This is a genomic window from Pseudomonas violetae (assembly GCF_023072615.1).
In the GTDB taxonomy this organism is placed as follows: Bacteria; Pseudomonadota; Gammaproteobacteria; order Pseudomonadales; family Pseudomonadaceae; genus Aquipseudomonas; species Aquipseudomonas violetae.
The window spans coordinates 308,546-324,903 of the sequence record NZ_JAKNRW010000002.1 but is presented as its reverse complement, the minus strand read 5'-3'; the positions used below and the strand labels follow the sequence as shown (position 1 = coordinate 324,903).

Below are 16,358 nucleotides of genomic sequence, written 5' to 3'. Positions count from 1 at the left end.
CGCTGCACCTTCCCGTGTTCTCTATGGAATCCGCCAGCGTGTTAACATTCGCGCTTTTTCAAGATCGACCCGTTGAGAGCTGAGCACTGATGGCAACCAGATCCGTTGTACTCGATACCGAAACCACCGGCATGCCGGTGACCGATGGCCACCGGATTATCGAAATCGGCTGTGTCGAGTTGCTCGGTCGGCGCCTGACCGGCCGGCATTTCCACGTCTATCTGCAACCTGATCGCGAGAGTGACGAAGGCGCCATTGGCGTCCACGGTATCACCAACGAATTTCTGGTGGGCAAGCCGCGCTTCAATGAAGTGGCCGATGAGTTCTTCGAATTCATCAAGGGCGCGCAACTGATCATCCATAACGCGGCGTTCGACGTTGGCTTCATCAACAACGAATTCGCCCTGATGGGCCAGCACGATCGCGCAGACATCACGAAACATTGCTCGATTCTCGACACCCTGATGATGGCCCGGGGGCGTCACCCGGGACAGCGCAACAGCCTGGATGCCCTGTGCAAGCGCTATGGCGTCGACAACTCGGGCCGTGAGCTGCACGGCGCCTTGCTCGACTCCGAGATCCTGGCGGACGTCTACCTGACCATGACAGGTGGCCAGACCAGCTTGTCCCTGGCCGGTAACGCCTCCGATGGCAATGGTTCGGGTGAAGGCGCAGATAATTCGGCTACCGAAATACGCCGCCTGCCGGTCGATCGTCCGCGAACCCGAATCATCCGCGCCAGCGAGGACGATCTGGCCCAGCACGTTGCGCGGTTGGAAGCGATAGCAAAGGCGGCCGGGGCTCCTTCGTTGTGGCAGCAGATGGTTGAGGCCGAGGCTTCGGCGTAGATCCGGGAAAGATCGCAGCCTCGTTTCACTCCGTAGGCGCTGTCGAGAGAAACGAGGCTGCGATCTTTTGATCTCCGATGATCCCCGACCCAATGACCCATTTCAGGGCATTCCCACTCGCCACATCCGCTCCAACCCTCTACCCTGAGGAGATTGGCAGGCCCAGGCCTGCCGCCTCAGGATTCTGAGCCCCATGTATAAAGACTTGAAATTCCCGGTACTGATCGTTCATCGCGACATCAAGGCCGACACCGTCGCGGGTGATCGGGTGCGCGGCATCGCCCGGGAGTTGGAGCAGGAAGGCTTCAGCATTGTCTCGGCGATGGACTACGTCGAGGGGCGCCTGGTCGCCTCGACCCATCACGGTCTTTCCTGCATGTTGATCGCCAGTGAGGACGCCAGCGCCAATTCACATTTGTTACAGAATATGGCCGAACTGATCGGGCTCGCCCGGATTCGAGCGCCGGATCTGCCAATCTTTGCCCTCGGTGAACAGGTGACCCTGGAAAACGCCCCGGCCGATGCCATGGCCGAGCTCAACCAGCTCCGTGGCATTTTGTATCTGTTCGAAGACACCGTGCCATTCCTGGCCCGCCAGGTAGCCCGTGCGGCTCGCAAATACCTTGATGGTCTGTTGCCTCCGTTCTTCAAGGCGCTGGTGCAGCATACGGCCGACTCCAATTATTCGTGGCATACCCCAGGGCATGGCGGTGGCGTGGCCTATCACAAAAGTCCGGTAGGGCAGGCGTTTCATCAGTTTTTTGGGGAAAACACCCTGCGTTCGGACCTGTCGGTGTCGGTGCCCGAGCTGGGTTCCCTGCTGGACCACACCGGCCCCTTGGCTGAAGCCGAGGCGCGTGCAGCACGTAACTTCGGTGCCGATCACACCTTCTTCGTCATCAACGGCACGTCCACCGCCAACAAGATCGTCTGGCATTCGATGGTCGCACGGGATGACCTGGTACTGGTGGACCGTAACTGTCACAAGTCGGTACTGCATTCGATCATCATGACCGGAGCCATTCCGCTGTACCTGTGCCCGGAACGCAATGAGCTGGGCATTATCGGCCCGATTCCCTTGAGCGAATTCAGCCGCGAAACGATTCAGGCGAAGATCGATGCCAGTCCTTTGACCAAAGGGCGGGCGCCCAAGGTCAAACTTGCGGTGGTGACCAATTCGACCTACGACGGCCTTTGCTACAACGCCGAACTGATCAAGCAGAGCTTGGGCAACAGCGTCGAGGTGTTGCATTTTGACGAGGCCTGGTACGCCTATGCAGCCTTCCACGAGTTCTTCGCCGGACGCTACGGCATGGGAACCTCGCGCAGCGAGGACAGCCCGCTGGTATTCACCACCCATTCCACCCATAAGCTGCTGGCGGCCTTCAGCCAGGCCTCAATGATTCATGTGCAGGATGGCGGCGCCCGCCAACTGGACCGTGACCGCTTCAATGAAGCCTTTATGATGCATATCTCCACTTCGCCGCAGTACAGCATCATTGCCTCGCTGGATGTCGCGTCGGCGATGATGGAAGGGCCGTCGGGTCGGTCTTTGCTGCAGGAAATGTTCGATGAGGCCCTGAGTTTTCGGCGCGCCCTGGCCAATCTGCGCCAGCACATCGCCGCCGATGATTGGTGGTTTTCGATCTGGCAGCCGCCGTCAGTGGAAGGCATCAAGCAGGTAGTCACCGAAGACTGGTTGCTGCAGCCAGAGGCCGACTGGCACGGATTTGGCGGAGTGACCGACGATTACGTACTGCTCGACCCGATCAAGGTCACCCTGGTGATGCCCGGTCTCACGGCGGGAGGTGCCTTGAGCGAGCGCGGGATTCCGGCGGCGGTGGTCAGCAAATTCCTCTGGGAGCGCGGCCTGGTGGTGGAAAAGACCGGGCTGTATTCATTCCTTGTGCTGTTTTCCATGGGTATTACCAAGGGCAAATGGAGCACCTTGCTCACTGAATTACTGGAGTTCAAGCGCAGCTACGATGCCAACGTCAGTTTGGCGAGCTGCCTGCCATGCGTAGCGCAAGAGGATGTCGGCCGCTATCGGGGCATGGGGTTGCGTGACCTGTGCGACCAGTTGCACGCCTGCTACCGCAGCAACGCCACGGCCAAACATCTCAAGCGCATGTACACGGTACTGCCACAAATCGCCATGAAGCCGTCTGACGCCTATGATCACCTGGTGCGCGGCGACGTTGAAGCGGTGTCGATCGATGCCCTGGATGGGCGGATCGCTGCCGTGATGCTGGTACCCTATCCGCCGGGAATTCCGCTGATCATGCCTGGCGAGCGTTTTACCGACGCCACCCGTTCGATCATCGATTACCTGGCATTTGCCCGCACATTCGACAGCAGCTTCCCGGGCTTTGTCGCCGATGTGCATGGCTTGCAACACGAAGATGAGGGCAGTGGACGGCACTACACCGTCGATTGCATCAAGGAATGAGGACCTTTCCCAGTATGCAACCGGTTATGAATCCGAAATACCCAGGGCTGTCGATACGAGTCGCCGACAATGGATTTGCCGCCTATATCTGGGGCAGCGATTTCAGTTTCGAAGTCACGGCTTATGTTGCCGCCGAAATCGGCAAGCCAGTGGGCCAGTGGTGCGTGACGCCAATCACGCCGTATCGAAAGTGCTACGGAATAGACCCTGAAGAGTTCAGCAGTTTTCGCGATGCGGCCGACAGCGCGGTGTTCATGGCTTACCTGGACGATGAGCCTGTGGGCCACCTGGTGGTCAGTACCAACTGGAACGGTTTCGCCCATATCGACGAACTGGCGGTGCACGCACCGGCGCGCCGCCACGGGGTGGCCAAGGCCCTGCTGGATATAGCGCAATTCTGGACGAGAAAAAAGAAACTGCCAGGCATCATGCTCGAAACCCAGAACAACAACCTTGGCGCCTGTCGACTCTACGAACGCTGCGGGTACGTGGTCGGAGGGATCGATTACCTGCGCTATCGTGGCATCGACCCCAACACTGCCGAGGTGGCTTTGTTCTGGTATCGACTGTTTGATGATCCTTTGGTCATGCCGCTCAGTTCGCCAACATCGCCGCGGCTTGTTCCGTGATGATATCCAGCAGGGCCTGAGCTGCCGGTGATGGCTCGGCGTTCTTCAGGCTCAGGGCATACAGGCTGATCGGTACCGCAGGTGCCAGCGGGCAGGCGTCCAGTTCGGCGGTCCTGGCACCCAGGGCGGTGAATGGATCAACCAGTGCCAGGCCTTCCCCCGCTTCGACCATGCTGCGCATCATCTGGTGCGTCTGCACCCGGGTATGTATGACTGGTGCCGGGCGCAGGGCGTGCAGTTTGTTCTCCAGCGTCGGGCTCAGCGGGTCATGATCCTCCAGGCCTATCATCGACTGGCCTGCCAGGTCCTGCAGTGAGATGTATTTCTGCTTGGGTTGCAGCCAGCCATGGGGTGCCAGCAGCTGGATCTTGCCTTGGGCGATCGTCTGGCAATCGATATCGCCATGGTCCGGGTCGTGCAGGCTCAGGCCCAGGTCGGCTTCGCGCAGGAGCAGGCTCTTGACGATGTCGCGGGTCGGCTGAGTCAGGAGTGTACAAGGAGTGTCGGGTAGGCGGCGGCGCAGGGCGGCAATGCTGTGCGGCAATAGCTTGTGCGCCAGAGGCGCAGTGCAGATGATTCGCAGTGGGGGGGCCTGATACTGCTTGAGGCTGCTGGCCAGTCGCTGGACTGGTTCAAGCGCTTCATACACGTGGGCAATTTCAATCTGCAACTCCCGCGCTTCACGCGTGGCATGCAGGCGGCCACGCACGCTGGAAAACAGCATGAAGCCCAACTGTTCCTCGGCGTCGCGCAGGGTGCTTTCGACCTCGGCCACTGGCAACTGCAGCCATTCGGCCGCAGTGCCTAGATGACCGGTCTGCAACAGCGCCTGGATGACTTCGATATGACGTAAACGCATGCGTGAAGTCCATGTTCGGCAGTTTAAGGATTCAGTGGCTGAATCCTAACCCATGTCCGCGCATCTGACTTCTGCTCATAACGGCAGGTTATGAGGCGACGTTCGTTTCCGGCAGACTACCGACGTAAGTGTCCGGCTCGCGAACAATGGTCACGTCCGACTGCACCAGGAGAAACTGGTTGTCATCGAGCTTTTTGACGCGATCGCCGATGGCCAGCTTGTAGGTGGTGACAGGCACGGAGCCGGTGAGGCCGTCTGCCGACGGGGTGGATTCCTGGAACTCATGCACTGAATAGACGCGGCCTTCCGCATCTCTTGCATGGAACTGACCGACAAGTACTGCTGCCATCTGCTTAGAACCTCTGGAGATAAATCACTCAATTCGCGGTGTGTAGACCGTGCTTGGGTGAAGTAAGTTTTCTTGCAAGAAAAAAATAGTCACGGGGGCGAATTTTCGGTCGCGCCTTGGATGAATCGTCATCTATAACTACAAGTTCTTTCCGTTGAACAGTCGAGAATCTTCCATGAGCAATGTCTATTCGGTCGCTGTCGTGGTCGGCAGCTTGAGAAAGGAATCGATCAATCGCAAGGTTGCACTGGCCCTGGCTGATCTGGCTCCGGCGAATCTCAAGCTGGAAATCGTCGAAATCGGCGACCTGGCGCTTTACAACGAAGACATTGATGGTGGATCACCGCCGGCAGCCTACAGTACTTTCCGACAACACGTGAGTTCATCCGACGCGGTGCTGTTCGTCACTCCGGAATACAACCGTTCCGTACCGGCTCCATTGAAAAACGCGATTGACGTGGGTTCGCGTCCTTACGGCCAAAGCGCCTGGAGTGGCAAGCCTGGTGCGGTGATCAGCGTGTCGCCGGGGGCGATCGGTGGATTTGGTGCCAATCATCACTTGCGTCAGTCCATGGTGTTTCTTGACGTGCCAATTATGCAGCAACCGGAAGCGTACCTGAGTGGGGCGGGGTCGGCGTTTGATGAGGCGGGCAGGTTGTCCGAGTCGGTGAAGCCGTTTTTGCAGAAATTCATTGATGCTTATGGGCGGTGGGTGGAGCAGCACAAGAAGGTCTGATGAGCGGCAGTTAATGGGATAGGAGCAGTCTTCGGGATCCTGTATGTTGCATCGATTTTTGAAGGCTGCCCCTGCATGCTCACCGCCTCGCTGATTTTCCTGCTGACCATTACATTGGTGATCTGGCAGCCCAAAGGCCTGGGTGTCGGCTGGAGTGCGCTGCTGGGGGCCGTGCTGGCACTGGTTTTCGGCGCGGTGCACTGGACTGACATCCCGCTGGTGTGGCAGATCATCTGGAACGCCACTGGGACTTTCGTTGCACTGATTATCATCAGTCTGCTGCTGGATGAGGCGGGGTTCTTTGCCTGGGCTGCGCTGCATGTCGCCCGATGGGGGCGCGGTAGCGGGCGTAAACTCTTCGCCTTTATGGTGTTGCTCGGTGCGCTGGTCTCGGCGTTGTTCGCCAATGACGGGGCTGCACTCATTCTCACGCCTATCGTGATTTCCATGCTGCTGGCACTGCGGTTTTCGCCTGCCGCCACGCTGGCATTCGTGATGGGGGCCGGTTTCATTGCCGACACGGCCAGCCTGCCGCTGGTGGTGTCGAACCTGGTCAACATCGTCTCTGCCGACTTCTTTAATATCGGCTTCAACCGTTACGCGGCGGTGATGATCCCTGTCAATCTGGTCAGCGTAGCGGCCACCCTGGGGGTGCTGTTGTGGTATTTCCGCCGCGACATTCCCAAGGGCTATGATTCCGAACAGCTGGAAGATCCGGCCGGCGCGATCCGTGACAAGGCCACCTTTTATGCCGGTTGGGTGGTATTGGCCATATTGCTGGTGGGCTGTTTTGCCCTGGAGCCCCTGGGTATTCCGATCAGCGCAATTTCCGCTGTCTGCGCGGCTTTGCTCTGGGTGATTGCGGCCCAAGGCCACAAGATCTCCACGCGCAAGGTCCTCAAGGAGGCCCCCTGGCATATCGTGATCTTTTCCTTGGGCATGTATCTGGTGGTTTATGGCCTGCGCAACGCCGGGCTCACGGGTTATCTGGCCGGTTGGCTGGATGGCTTCGCTGGGTACGGCGTCTGGGGGGCGGCCATGGGCACCGGCGTATTGACGGCCCTGCTGTCGTCGATCATGAACAATCTGCCGACGGTATTGATCGGCCTGTTGTCGATCGATGCTAGCCAGGCGACTGGCTTAGTAAAGGAGGCGATGATCTATGCCAACGTGATCGGCAGCGACCTGGGGCCAAAGATCACGCCAATCGGCAGCCTGGCCACTTTGCTGTGGCTGCACGTACTGGAACGCAAGGGAATTCGGATCGGCTGGGGATATTACTTCAAGGTCGGGATTGTGCTGACAGTGCCGGTGTTGCTGGTGACGTTGGCGGCTTTGGCGGTGCGGTTGTCCCTTTAGACCGCGCCGGCCTTATCGCGAGCAGGCTCACTCCCACGGAGGACCTTCATAAAACGAGCATCCTGTGGGAGCGAGCCTGCTCGCGATGGGCCCGTAATGCCATCACGTCTCTCAGCCACCACCCGGGACATTCGGCCAAAGATCCGCCACCAGAAACAACCGCTCCGCTTCCTCCCAATCCCCCTCGGCATTCTCCACCAGCCGTACCAGCAACTGCGCCGGTGCCAGAGGATCAAGCTCGCTCAACCAGGCATCCAGCTGCGCAACCCCCCAGGTCTGCTCCGCCGGATAGTGGGCCGGTGCCAGCCAGGCGTGGCGGGGCAGGGGCTGCCAGCGCCCGTCCGGACGCTGCATGACAAAGGTCGCCCAGTCTTTCTGATGTAGCCAGCTGCCACGCAAATGTTGCGGGTGCGCGCCACTGGGCGGCTCGGCTGTCCCCGGCCAGGGATACAGCAGATACCCGCCGAGCCACAGGTGCGCACTGAACTGCTGGATATCCAGGGCCGCCAACACTTCACGGCTTTCCGGGCGCGCTGAAATGGGCAGTTGGTGCTGGCTCAGGTGCGCCAGCTTGCGGTCAAGCCGGTCGTGACAGCCGGGGCCCAGCCATTGCCCAGGGTCCCGGCCATCACCCTGCTGCGGTCCGAGGTACAGTTTGATCGCCAATTCCAGGTGATGCACGCCGTCGCGGTCGCGCAACAGCATGTCCAGCTCGCCTAGGGTGTGGCCGTCGCGGCGGATCGGCAGGTTTGCCGCCATCAGCTCGATTCCCGGTGCATGGCGCACCGCGTACTGCCACAGGCGCTCGTAATACAAACCCAGGCGCCGGGTCCGGGCCTGAGCCAGCCAGTGCAGCAAATCATAGCTGTCACGATCCAGCTGGCGCAGCCAGTTTTCCAGGCGATGCGGTGCCTGCACCCAGTCACTGCCGGCCAGCGGATGGCGCTGCGGCCATGGCGTATCTTCGAGCATTGGCGGCGCGAGTATGACCCACGCCAGGTCACGCACTTCGGGATGGCGTAGCTGATGGGGCAGTTGCAGCAAATCTGGAAATAGGATCATCTTGCGAGCATAGCCTGAAACACGAGTAGCCCCTTGTGGCTGAAAGGATTTTGTCTCCGGCCGGGTTTCGCCCATAATCGTGTTTTTCGCCGGCACAGACCCTAGGGGCCCCATGGAGCAATTTCGTAATATCGGCATCATCGGTCGCCTCGGCAGTTCGCAGGTGCTGGACACCGTTCGCCGACTGAAACGGTTCCTGCTCGATCGCCACCTGCACGTGATCCTCGAAGACACTATCGCCGAAGTATTGCCAGGCCATGGCCTGCAGACCTCCTCGCGCAAGATGCTCGGCGAGGTGTGCGACATGGTGATCGTGGTCGGCGGCGACGGCAGCCTGCTCGGCGCTGCCCGGGCGTTGGCCCGACACAACATTCCGGTGCTGGGCATCAACCGTGGCAGCCTGGGCTTCCTGACGGACATCCGCCCCGATGAGCTGGAAGTGAAAGTCGCCGAAGTGCTCGACGGCCACTACCTGGTGGAAAACCGCTTTCTGCTCCAGGCCGAAGTCCGCCGCCATGCCGAGGCCATCGGCCAGGGCGATGCACTGAACGACGTGGTGCTGCACCCGGGCAAGTCCACGCGCATGATCGAATTCGAGCTGTACATCGACGGCCAGTTCGTCTGCAGCCAGAAAGCCGACGGCCTGATCGTCGCCACGCCAACGGGTTCGACGGCGTACGCGCTGTCAGCGGGCGGCCCGATCATGCATCCCAAGCTCGACGCTATTGTGATTGTGCCGATGTACCCCCATACCTTGTCAGGACGGCCAATTGTGGTCGATGGCAACAGTGAGCTGAAAATCGTCGTGTCCAAGGATATGCAGATCTATCCGCAAGTCTCCTGTGATGGGCAGAACCACTTCACCTGCGCGCCGGGTGACACCATCACCGTCAGCAAGAAAGCCCAGAAGCTGCGGCTGATACACCCACTCGACCATAACTACTATGAAGTCTGCCGGACCAAGCTCGGCTGGGGCAGCCGGCTGGGTGGTGGAGGCGACTGATGCTCGATCCCGCGCGTAGCTACGACCTGATCGGTGACGTGCACGGTTGCGCTCTGACCCTTGAGCACTTGCTCGACCGTCTCGGTTATCACAAGCATGGCGGAATCTGGCGGCACCCGTCTCGCATGGCAGTGTTCGTCGGTGACATCATCGACCGCGGCCCGCGCATTCGCGAGGCCCTGCACATCGTCCACGACATGGTCGAGGCCGGCCAGGCGCTGTGCATAATGGGTAATCATGAGTTCAACGCCCTGGGCTGGAGCACCCCGGCGCTGCCGGGCAGCGGCAAGCAGTTCGTGCGGGAACACACCCCGCGCCACGCGCGATTGCTGCATGAAACCTTGACCCAGTTCGAGCACCATCCGGCGGACTGGCACGATTTCCTGCAATGGTTCTACGAGATGCCGCTGTTCGTCGATGCCGGGCGTTTCAGGGTGGTGCATGCCTGTTGGGATGCCGGCCTGATCGAGCCGCTGCGGGCGCAGTTCCCCAACGGATGCGTCGATGAACACTTCCTCCAGTCTTCGGCCGTCCCCGGCAGTTTTGCCTGCACCGTGTTCGATCGACTGTTGCGCGGCACTGACATGCGCCTGCCCCATGGCTTGACCATGACCAGCGGCGATGGCCTGACGCGGTCGTTCTTTCGCACCAAGTTCTGGGAAGACGACCCGCAAACCTACGGAGACATTGTGTTCCAGCCTGACGCCTTACCTGATCCGGTGGCCCGGACGCCGCTGTCCTCTACCGAAAAAACCACCTTGCTGCGCTATGGTGCGCACGAGCCGTTGCTGTTTGTCGGTCATTACTGGCGCAGCGGTAAACCGGCGCCGATCCGCCCGAATTTGGGCTGCCTGGATTACAGCGCGGTGCTCTACGGCAAACTGGTTGCTTATCGCCTGGACCAGGAAACCCGTCTTGACCCGAACAAGTTCGTCTGGGTCGATGTCGAGCGGCCGGAGGTATTGCAATGAGTACCGTTGCCGTATTGCGCCTGCCGTTGGCGGTGGACCTGAGCGGATTCGTCAAGCTGCTGCAGCGCATGCAGGTGCCGCACCGGGTCAGCGAAGAGTCGGGGGAGCAGGTGCTGTGGGTGCCGGCCAACATCAGCGAGGACGTGCGCTCACTCTACGAGCGCTTTCCCGCCGGTGACCCGGATCAGCAACTGGACATCCCGGAAGCACAAACCCGTCATCGCCCGGGGTTTGTCGAGCAGTTGCGCTACGCCAAGGCAACGGCGCTGGTGCTGCTGCTGAGCATCATCGTCGGCGCGGTCACGCTGCTGGGTGAAAACCTCGACACGATGCGCTGGCTGACGTTTCTCGATTTTCGCGTTGTTGGCGAGTACATCCACTTCGTGCCGCTGGCTGACAGCCTCGGGGCTGGGCAGTGGTGGCGCCTGGTGACGCCAATGCTGATCCATTTCGGCATCCTGCACCTGGCCATGAACGGCATGTGGTACTGGGAGCTGGGACGGCGCATCGAGTCACGCCAGGGCAGCATCAACCTGATCGGCCTGACCCTGCTGTTCAGCCTGGTGTCCAATTACGCCCAATACCTGTTCAGCGGCCCGACCCTCTTCGGTGGTCTGTCGGGGGTGTTGTACGGCCTGCTCGGGCACTGCTGGATCTTCCAGGTGCTTTCGCCCAACCCGGCCTATCACCTGCCGCGCGGCGTGCTGGTGATGATGCTGGTGTGGCTGCTGCTGTGCCTGTCCGGGCTGGTCTCGATGATCGGCTTTGGTGAAATTGCCAACGCCGCCCACGTCGGCGGATTACTCATCGGATGCTTCACGGGCCTGTTGGGCGGTTTGTACAACCGCCGTAAACTGGTCGTCTGAATTTTTGCTGTGAATAAAGAGCGCGGAGACCCAATGTCCTCTTTTAACGAAATGATTAAGAACATCACCCCCGATATCTACGAGAGCCTGAAACTGGCGGTGGAAATCGGTAAATGGTCCGACGGTGGAAAACTCACCGCAGAACAACGGGAATTGTCCCTGCAGGCGATGATTGCCTGGGAAATCCAGAACCTGCCCGAAGACCAGCGGACCGGCTACATGGGTCCACAAGAGTGCAGTTCCAAGTCAATTGAAGTGCCCAATATCCTGTTCAAATCGGATGCCATCCATTGATCGAGATTGGCCGCGGTGCAATCAGCAAGATGTCGGCGCGCCTGGACGGGCCGAATGTGCAGTACGCCTTTCGCCTGGGTGATATCGAAGTGCCGGTCAATCCGTTGATCGGCACCACGGTACGCCTGGAATACTTGGGAGCGATCCATTGCTCCCATTGCGGGCGCAAGACCAAGACCAGTTTCAGCCAGGGCTACTGCTACCCGTGCATGACCAAGCTGGCCCAGTGTGACCTGTGCATCATGAGTCCCGAACGTTGCCACTTCGACGCCGGCACTTGCCGTGATCCGGAGTGGGGCCAGACGTTTTGCATGACCGATCACATCGTCTACCTGTCCAACTCGTCGGGGGTGAAAGTCGGGATTACCCGCGCCACTCAGCTGCCGACTCGCTGGATCGACCAGGGTGCGCGCCAGGCGTTACCGATCATGCGGGTGTCGACCCGCCAGCAATCGGGTTTTGTCGAGGACCTGTTCCGTAGCCAAGTGGCGGATAAGACCAACTGGCGTGCTTTACTCAAGGGCGAGGCGATCTCCGTGGACCTGGCGCAAATTCGCGACCAGTTGTTCGACAGCTGCGCCGAAGGGCTGCAAGGTTTGCAAGAGCGATTCGGCCTGCAGGCGATCCAGGCCATTACCGACGTAGGGCCAATTGAAATCCGCTATCCGGTCGAGCATTACCCGGCCAAGATCGTCAGCTTCAACCTGGATAAGAACCCGATAGCCGAAGGCACGCTGCTGGGGATCAAGGGCCAATACCTGATCTTCGACACCGGCGTCATCAATATTCGTAAATACACGGCTTACCAGCTCGCCGTGCATCAGTAAGGACTCCAGTATGCGCACCGAACAACCGAAGATGATCTACCTGAAAGACTATCAGGCGCCCGAGTACCTGATCGACGAGACGCACCTGACCTTCGAGTTGTTCGAGGACCATAGCCTGGTCCATGCACAACTGGTTATGCGCCGTAATCCCGAGCGTGGCCCAGGCCTGCCACCGCTGGTGCTGGATGGCCAGCAGCTTGAACTGATGTCGGTGACCCTGGCTGACCGTGAATTGAGCGAGGCCGATTACCAACTGACCGACAACCACCTGACCCTGCACCCGACCAGCCCTGCGTTCACGGTCGACACCAGCGTCAAAATCCACCCGGAAGCCAACACTGCCCTGGAAGGCTTGTACAAATCCAGTGGCATGTTCTGCACCCAGTGCGAGGCCGAGGGTTTCCGCAAGATCACTTATTACCTCGACCGCCCGGACGTGATGAGCAAGTTCACCACCACCGTGGTGGCCGAGCAGCACAGCTATCCGGTGCTGTTGTCCAACGGCAACCCGATTGCTTCAGGCCCTGGCGAAGACGGTCGGCACTGGGCTACCTGGGAAGACCCGTTCATGAAGCCCGCGTACCTGTTCGCGCTGGTGGCCGGTGACTTGTGGTGCGTCGAAGACACCTTCACCACCATGTCTGGACGTTCCGTGGCGCTGCGCATCTATGTCGAACCGGAAAACATCGACAAGTGCCAGCACGCCATGAACAGTCTGAAGAAGTCCATGCGCTGGGACGAAGAAGTCTATGGGCGCGAGTACGATCTGGATATCTTCATGATCGTCGCGGTTAACGACTTCAACATGGGCGCCATGGAGAACAAGGGCCTCAACATCTTCAACTCCAGCGCCGTGCTGGCCCGTGCCGAGACTGCCACCGACGCCGCTCACCAGCGTGTCGAAGCGATTGTCGCTCACGAATACTTCCACAACTGGTCGGGCAATCGCGTGACTTGCCGCGACTGGTTCCAGCTGTCGCTCAAGGAAGGCTTCACCGTGTTCCGGGATTCCGGTTTCTCCGCCGACATGAATTCGGCCACGGTCAAGCGCATCCAGGACGTAGCTTACCTGCGCACTCACCAGTTCGCCGAAGATGCCGGCCCCATGGCCCATGCGGTGCGCCCGGACAGTTTTATCGAAATTTCCAACTTCTACACGCTGACCGTGTACGAAAAAGGCTCGGAAGTGGTCGGCATGATCCACACCTTGCTCGGCGCCGAAGGCTTCCGCAAAGGCAGCGATCTGTACTTCGAACGCCATGACGGCCAGGCCGTGACCTGCGACGATTTCATCAAGGCCATGGAAGACGCCAATGGTGTCGACCTGACCCAGTTCAAGCGCTGGTACAGCCAGGCCGGTACCCCGCGCCTGGCCGTGAGCGAGTCCTACGATGCTGCGGCGAAAACCTATAGCCTGACCTTCCGCCAGAGCTGCCCGGCAACCCCCGACAAAGTCGAGAAGCTGCCGTTCGTGATTCCGGTCGCGTTGGGTCTGCTGGACAGCCAAGGCGGCGAAATTGCCCTGCGCCTGCAGGGTGAAGCCAGTGCCCAAGGTACTTCGCGGGTTATTGCGGTAACCGAAGCTGAGCAGACGCTCACCTTCGTCGACATCGCCGAACAACCCCTGCCTTCGTTGCTGCGCGGGTTCTCGGCACCGGTGAAACTGAGCTTCCCCTACAGCCGCGATCAACTGATGTTCCTAATGCAGCATGACACCGATGGTTTCAACCGTTGGGAAGCCGGCCAGCAATTGTCGGTGCAGGTGCTGCAGGAGCTGATTGCCGATTACCAGAAGGGTGAAGCGCTGGTGCTCGACCAGCGATTGATTACGGCCTTGCACAGCGTGCTGACCGACGAGACGCTGGACCAGGCCATGGTCGCCGAAATGCTCTCGCTGCCAGGCGAAGCGTACCTGACGGAAATCAGCGAAGTGGCCGACGTCGACGCCATCCATGCTGCCCGGGAGTTTGCTCGCGAGCAGTTGGCAGACAACCTGTTCGAGCCGCTGTGGCTGCGTTACCAGGCCAACCGCGACCTTTCGAAGAAAACCCCTTACGTCGCTGAAGCCGAGCACTTCGCTCGCCGTGCCCTGCAGAACATTGCGCTGTCCTACCTGATGCTCAGCGAGAAAGCCGAAGTATTGGCCGCGACTCTGGAGCAGTTCGAGGCCAGCGACAACATGACCGAGCGCCTGACTGCGCTGGCGGTGCTGGTCAACTCGCCATTCGAAGAGCAGAAGGCCCAAGCCCTGGCGACGTTCGCCGAGCACTTCAAGGACAATCCCCTGGTCATGGACCAGTGGTTCAGCGTCCAGGCCGGCAGCCCGTTGCCGGGCGGCCTGGAGCGGGTCAAGGCGTTGATGCAGCATCCGGCGTTCAATATCAAGAACCCGAACAAGGTGCGCGCCCTGATCGGTGCATTTGCCGGGCAGAACCTGATCAACTTCCACGCGGCCGATGGTTCCGGTTATCGCTTCCTGGCGGATCTGGTGATCGAGCTGAATGGCTTCAACCCGCAGATCGCCTCGCGGCAACTGGCACCGCTGACCCGCTGGCGCAAATATGACGATGCCCGTCAGGCGCTGATGAAAGGCGAACTGGAACGCATTCGCGGTTCGGGTCAGCTGTCGAGCGATGTGTTCGAGGTGGTCAGCAAAAGCCTGGCTTAACCCCGCAACCCAGGATGGCCTGTAGGAGCTGTCGAGTGAAACGAGGCTGCGATCCCTTGACCTTGTCTTTTAAAAAGCCAAAGCAAAAGATCGTAGCCTCGTTCCACGAGACAGCTCCCACTGGGTATGTATGGCCATCATCAGTACCTGATCACCTCCCCGAATACCTCCTCATTCACTGACACCCCGTATTCCCCAGGTTAACAAAAGATAACGTGGTGTCGATTGTCAGACCTTTCCAAACCCCGATAGGATAAGCCAGCTTCCGAAGGGGCTCTAGATTGCGTATTTCAGGACTATGCTCCAGGACAGGCAATCAACACGAGCACCCTTACGGCGCCCTGAAAGGTTGAACGACCTAACAATAATAATGGGGGAAGGTCTATGAGTGAGCCTGTCATGGGTGTGGGTACCTGCCGCCCGCCGGCATTGCGCAAAATCGCGTTGCTGGCTACAGCGCTCTCGCTGTTGGGCTGTGCCGTGTGGTCGACGCCTTTGCTGGCCGCTGCCGCGCCAGCATCCGAAGTTGTTTATTCAATTGAATCGGCGAAGGCCAGCAAGAGCCTGATGCTCGACGTCGTGCACGCCGGCAAGCGCCTGGTGGCCGTTGGCGATCGCGGGCACATTCTGTTTTCCGATGACCAGGGCGCCACCTGGACCCAGGCCAAGGTGCCAAGCCGGCAACTGCTGACCTCGGTTTTCTTCGTCGACGACCAGCATGGCTGGGCGGTCGGCCACGACGCACAGATCCTCGCCAGTGAAGACGGTGGAGTGACCTGGACCAAGCAGTTCGAAGATCTCAAACGTGAATCGCCGCTGCTCGACGTCTGGTTCCAGGACGCCAATAGCGGCTTTGCCGTGGGCGCCTACGGCGCGCTGCTGGCCACTACCGATGGCGGTAAGAACTGGGAAGATGTCAGCGATCGCCTGGATAACGAAGATCAGTTCCACCTCAATGGCATTGCCGCCGTCAAGGACGCGGGGCTGTTCATTGTGGGCGAGCAGGGCAGCATGTTTCGTTCTGCCGACTGGGGCCAGACCTGGGAAAAGCTTGAGGGCCCATACGAAGGTTCGTTATTTGGCGTGATCGGTACCGCTCAAGCCAACACCCTGTTGGCCTACGGTCTGCGCGGCAATCTGTTTCGCTCCATCGATTTTGGCACCACTTGGGAGCCGGTTGAACTGCGGGCCACCCGCGGTACGCTGGAGTTCGGCCTGTCCGGCGCAACCTTGCTCGACGATGGCTCAATCGTCATCGTCGGGAATGGCGGCAGTGTGGTGCGCAGCACCGACAACGGCGAAACCTTCAGTGTGTTCAATCGCCCGGACCGCATCTCCGTTTCGGCGGTGACAGGGGCGGGTGATGGCAATCTGGTTCTCGCAGGACAGGGCGGCGTTCGCGCTACTTCGCTAACCGGCGCCGAGCTGGGCAAATAAT

Annotated in this window: 15 protein-coding genes; 12 read left to right on the top strand and 3 right to left on the bottom strand. The window is 59.9% G+C overall.

The features are described 5' to 3' along the window. Positions 1 to 89 precede the first annotated feature (89 nt). The 3 genes from dnaQ to L9059_RS03670 all read left to right on the top strand — a co-directional run bounded on the left by dnaQ (position 90) and on the right by L9059_RS03670 (position 3,926). Positions 90 to 848, top strand: coding sequence for a DNA polymerase III subunit epsilon (gene dnaQ / locus L9059_RS03680; RefSeq protein ID WP_247287756.1), 759 nt, complete (start codon positions 90 to 92; stop codon positions 846 to 848). 193 nt (positions 849 to 1,041) lie between these two features. Beyond that, complete coding sequence (locus L9059_RS03675) at positions 1,042 to 3,297, top strand: Orn/Lys/Arg family decarboxylase (protein WP_247287754.1); 2,256 nt, start codon at positions 1,042 to 1,044, stop codon at positions 3,295 to 3,297. Positions 3,298 to 3,311: 14 nt separating this feature from the next. Then, complete coding sequence (locus tag L9059_RS03670) at positions 3,312 to 3,926, top strand: GNAT family N-acetyltransferase (RefSeq protein WP_247287752.1); 615 nt, start codon at positions 3,312 to 3,314, stop codon at positions 3,924 to 3,926. Here L9059_RS03670 and L9059_RS03665 read toward each other — a convergent pair. Both L9059_RS03665 and L9059_RS03660 read right to left on the bottom strand, forming a co-directional pair. Then, positions 3,892 to 4,785, bottom strand: a complete 894-nt coding sequence (locus L9059_RS03665; protein ID WP_247287750.1) for a LysR substrate-binding domain-containing protein — start codon at positions 4,783 to 4,785, stop codon at positions 3,892 to 3,894. The genes L9059_RS03670 and L9059_RS03665 overlap by 35 nt on opposite strands. 88 nt (positions 4,786 to 4,873) lie before the next feature. Then, positions 4,874 to 5,134 (bottom strand): hypothetical protein, encoded by a 261-nt coding sequence (locus L9059_RS03660; RefSeq protein ID WP_247287748.1) that lies wholly within the window; start codon positions 5,132 to 5,134, stop codon positions 4,874 to 4,876. Positions 5,135 to 5,309: 175 nt separating this feature from the next. Here L9059_RS03660 and L9059_RS03655 point away from each other — a divergent pair, with 175 nt between their 5' ends. Together L9059_RS03655 and L9059_RS03650 are read left to right on the top strand one after the other, a co-directional pair. Beyond that, positions 5,310 to 5,870, top strand: a complete 561-nt coding sequence (locus L9059_RS03655) for an NADPH-dependent FMN reductase (protein ID WP_247287746.1) — start codon at positions 5,310 to 5,312, stop codon at positions 5,868 to 5,870. A gap of 75 nt (positions 5,871 to 5,945) precedes the next feature. Further along, entirely contained in the window at positions 5,946 to 7,229 is a 1,284-nt protein-coding gene (locus L9059_RS03650; RefSeq protein WP_247287744.1) for an arsenic transporter, read from the top strand. 111 nt (positions 7,230 to 7,340) lie between these two features. Here the strand turns inward: L9059_RS03650 and L9059_RS03645 are convergent, their stop codons facing one another. Then, a complete protein-coding gene (locus L9059_RS03645) occupies positions 7,341 to 8,291 on the bottom strand; it encodes a DUF1853 family protein (RefSeq protein WP_247287735.1) in 951 nt (316 codons plus the stop codon). Positions 8,292 to 8,403: 112 nt separating this feature from the next. Between L9059_RS03645 and L9059_RS03640 the strand changes: the two genes are divergently transcribed. The 7 genes from L9059_RS03640 to L9059_RS03610 all read left to right on the top strand — a co-directional run bounded on the left by L9059_RS03640 (position 8,404) and on the right by L9059_RS03610 (position 16,357). Further along, a complete protein-coding gene (locus tag L9059_RS03640) occupies positions 8,404 to 9,294 on the top strand; it encodes an NAD(+) kinase (RefSeq protein WP_162436772.1) in 891 nt (296 codons plus the stop codon). Then, on the top strand, positions 9,294 to 10,265 hold the full coding sequence (locus L9059_RS03635) for a metallophosphoesterase (RefSeq protein WP_247287726.1): 972 nt from the start codon (positions 9,294 to 9,296) through the stop codon (positions 10,263 to 10,265). The genes L9059_RS03640 and L9059_RS03635 overlap by 1 nt, the downstream gene beginning before the upstream one ends. Further along, on the top strand, positions 10,262 to 11,131 hold the full coding sequence (locus L9059_RS03630; protein ID WP_247287723.1) for a rhomboid family intramembrane serine protease: 870 nt from the start codon (positions 10,262 to 10,264) through the stop codon (positions 11,129 to 11,131). The genes L9059_RS03635 and L9059_RS03630 overlap by 4 nt, the downstream gene beginning before the upstream one ends. A 33-nt stretch (positions 11,132 to 11,164) precedes the next feature. Continuing rightward, positions 11,165 to 11,425 (top strand): YeaC family protein, encoded by a 261-nt coding sequence (locus L9059_RS03625; protein ID WP_122839673.1) that lies wholly within the window; start codon positions 11,165 to 11,167, stop codon positions 11,423 to 11,425. After that, positions 11,422 to 12,252: a DUF2797 domain-containing protein gene (locus L9059_RS03620; protein WP_247287722.1), complete on the top strand. Its 831-nt coding sequence runs from the start codon at positions 11,422 to 11,424 to the stop codon at positions 12,250 to 12,252. The genes L9059_RS03625 and L9059_RS03620 overlap by 4 nt, the downstream gene beginning before the upstream one ends. A gap of 10 nt (positions 12,253 to 12,262) precedes the next feature. After that, positions 12,263 to 14,920 carry an aminopeptidase N gene (pepN, locus tag L9059_RS03615; protein ID WP_247287720.1) on the top strand — a complete coding sequence of 886 codons (2,658 nt, stop codon included), beginning with the start codon at positions 12,263 to 12,265 and terminating at the stop codon, positions 14,918 to 14,920. Positions 14,921 to 15,304: 384 nt separating this feature from the next. Beyond that, a complete protein-coding gene (locus L9059_RS03610) occupies positions 15,305 to 16,357 on the top strand; it encodes a WD40/YVTN/BNR-like repeat-containing protein (protein WP_247287718.1) in 1,053 nt (350 codons plus the stop codon). Position 16,358 lies beyond the last annotated feature (1 nt).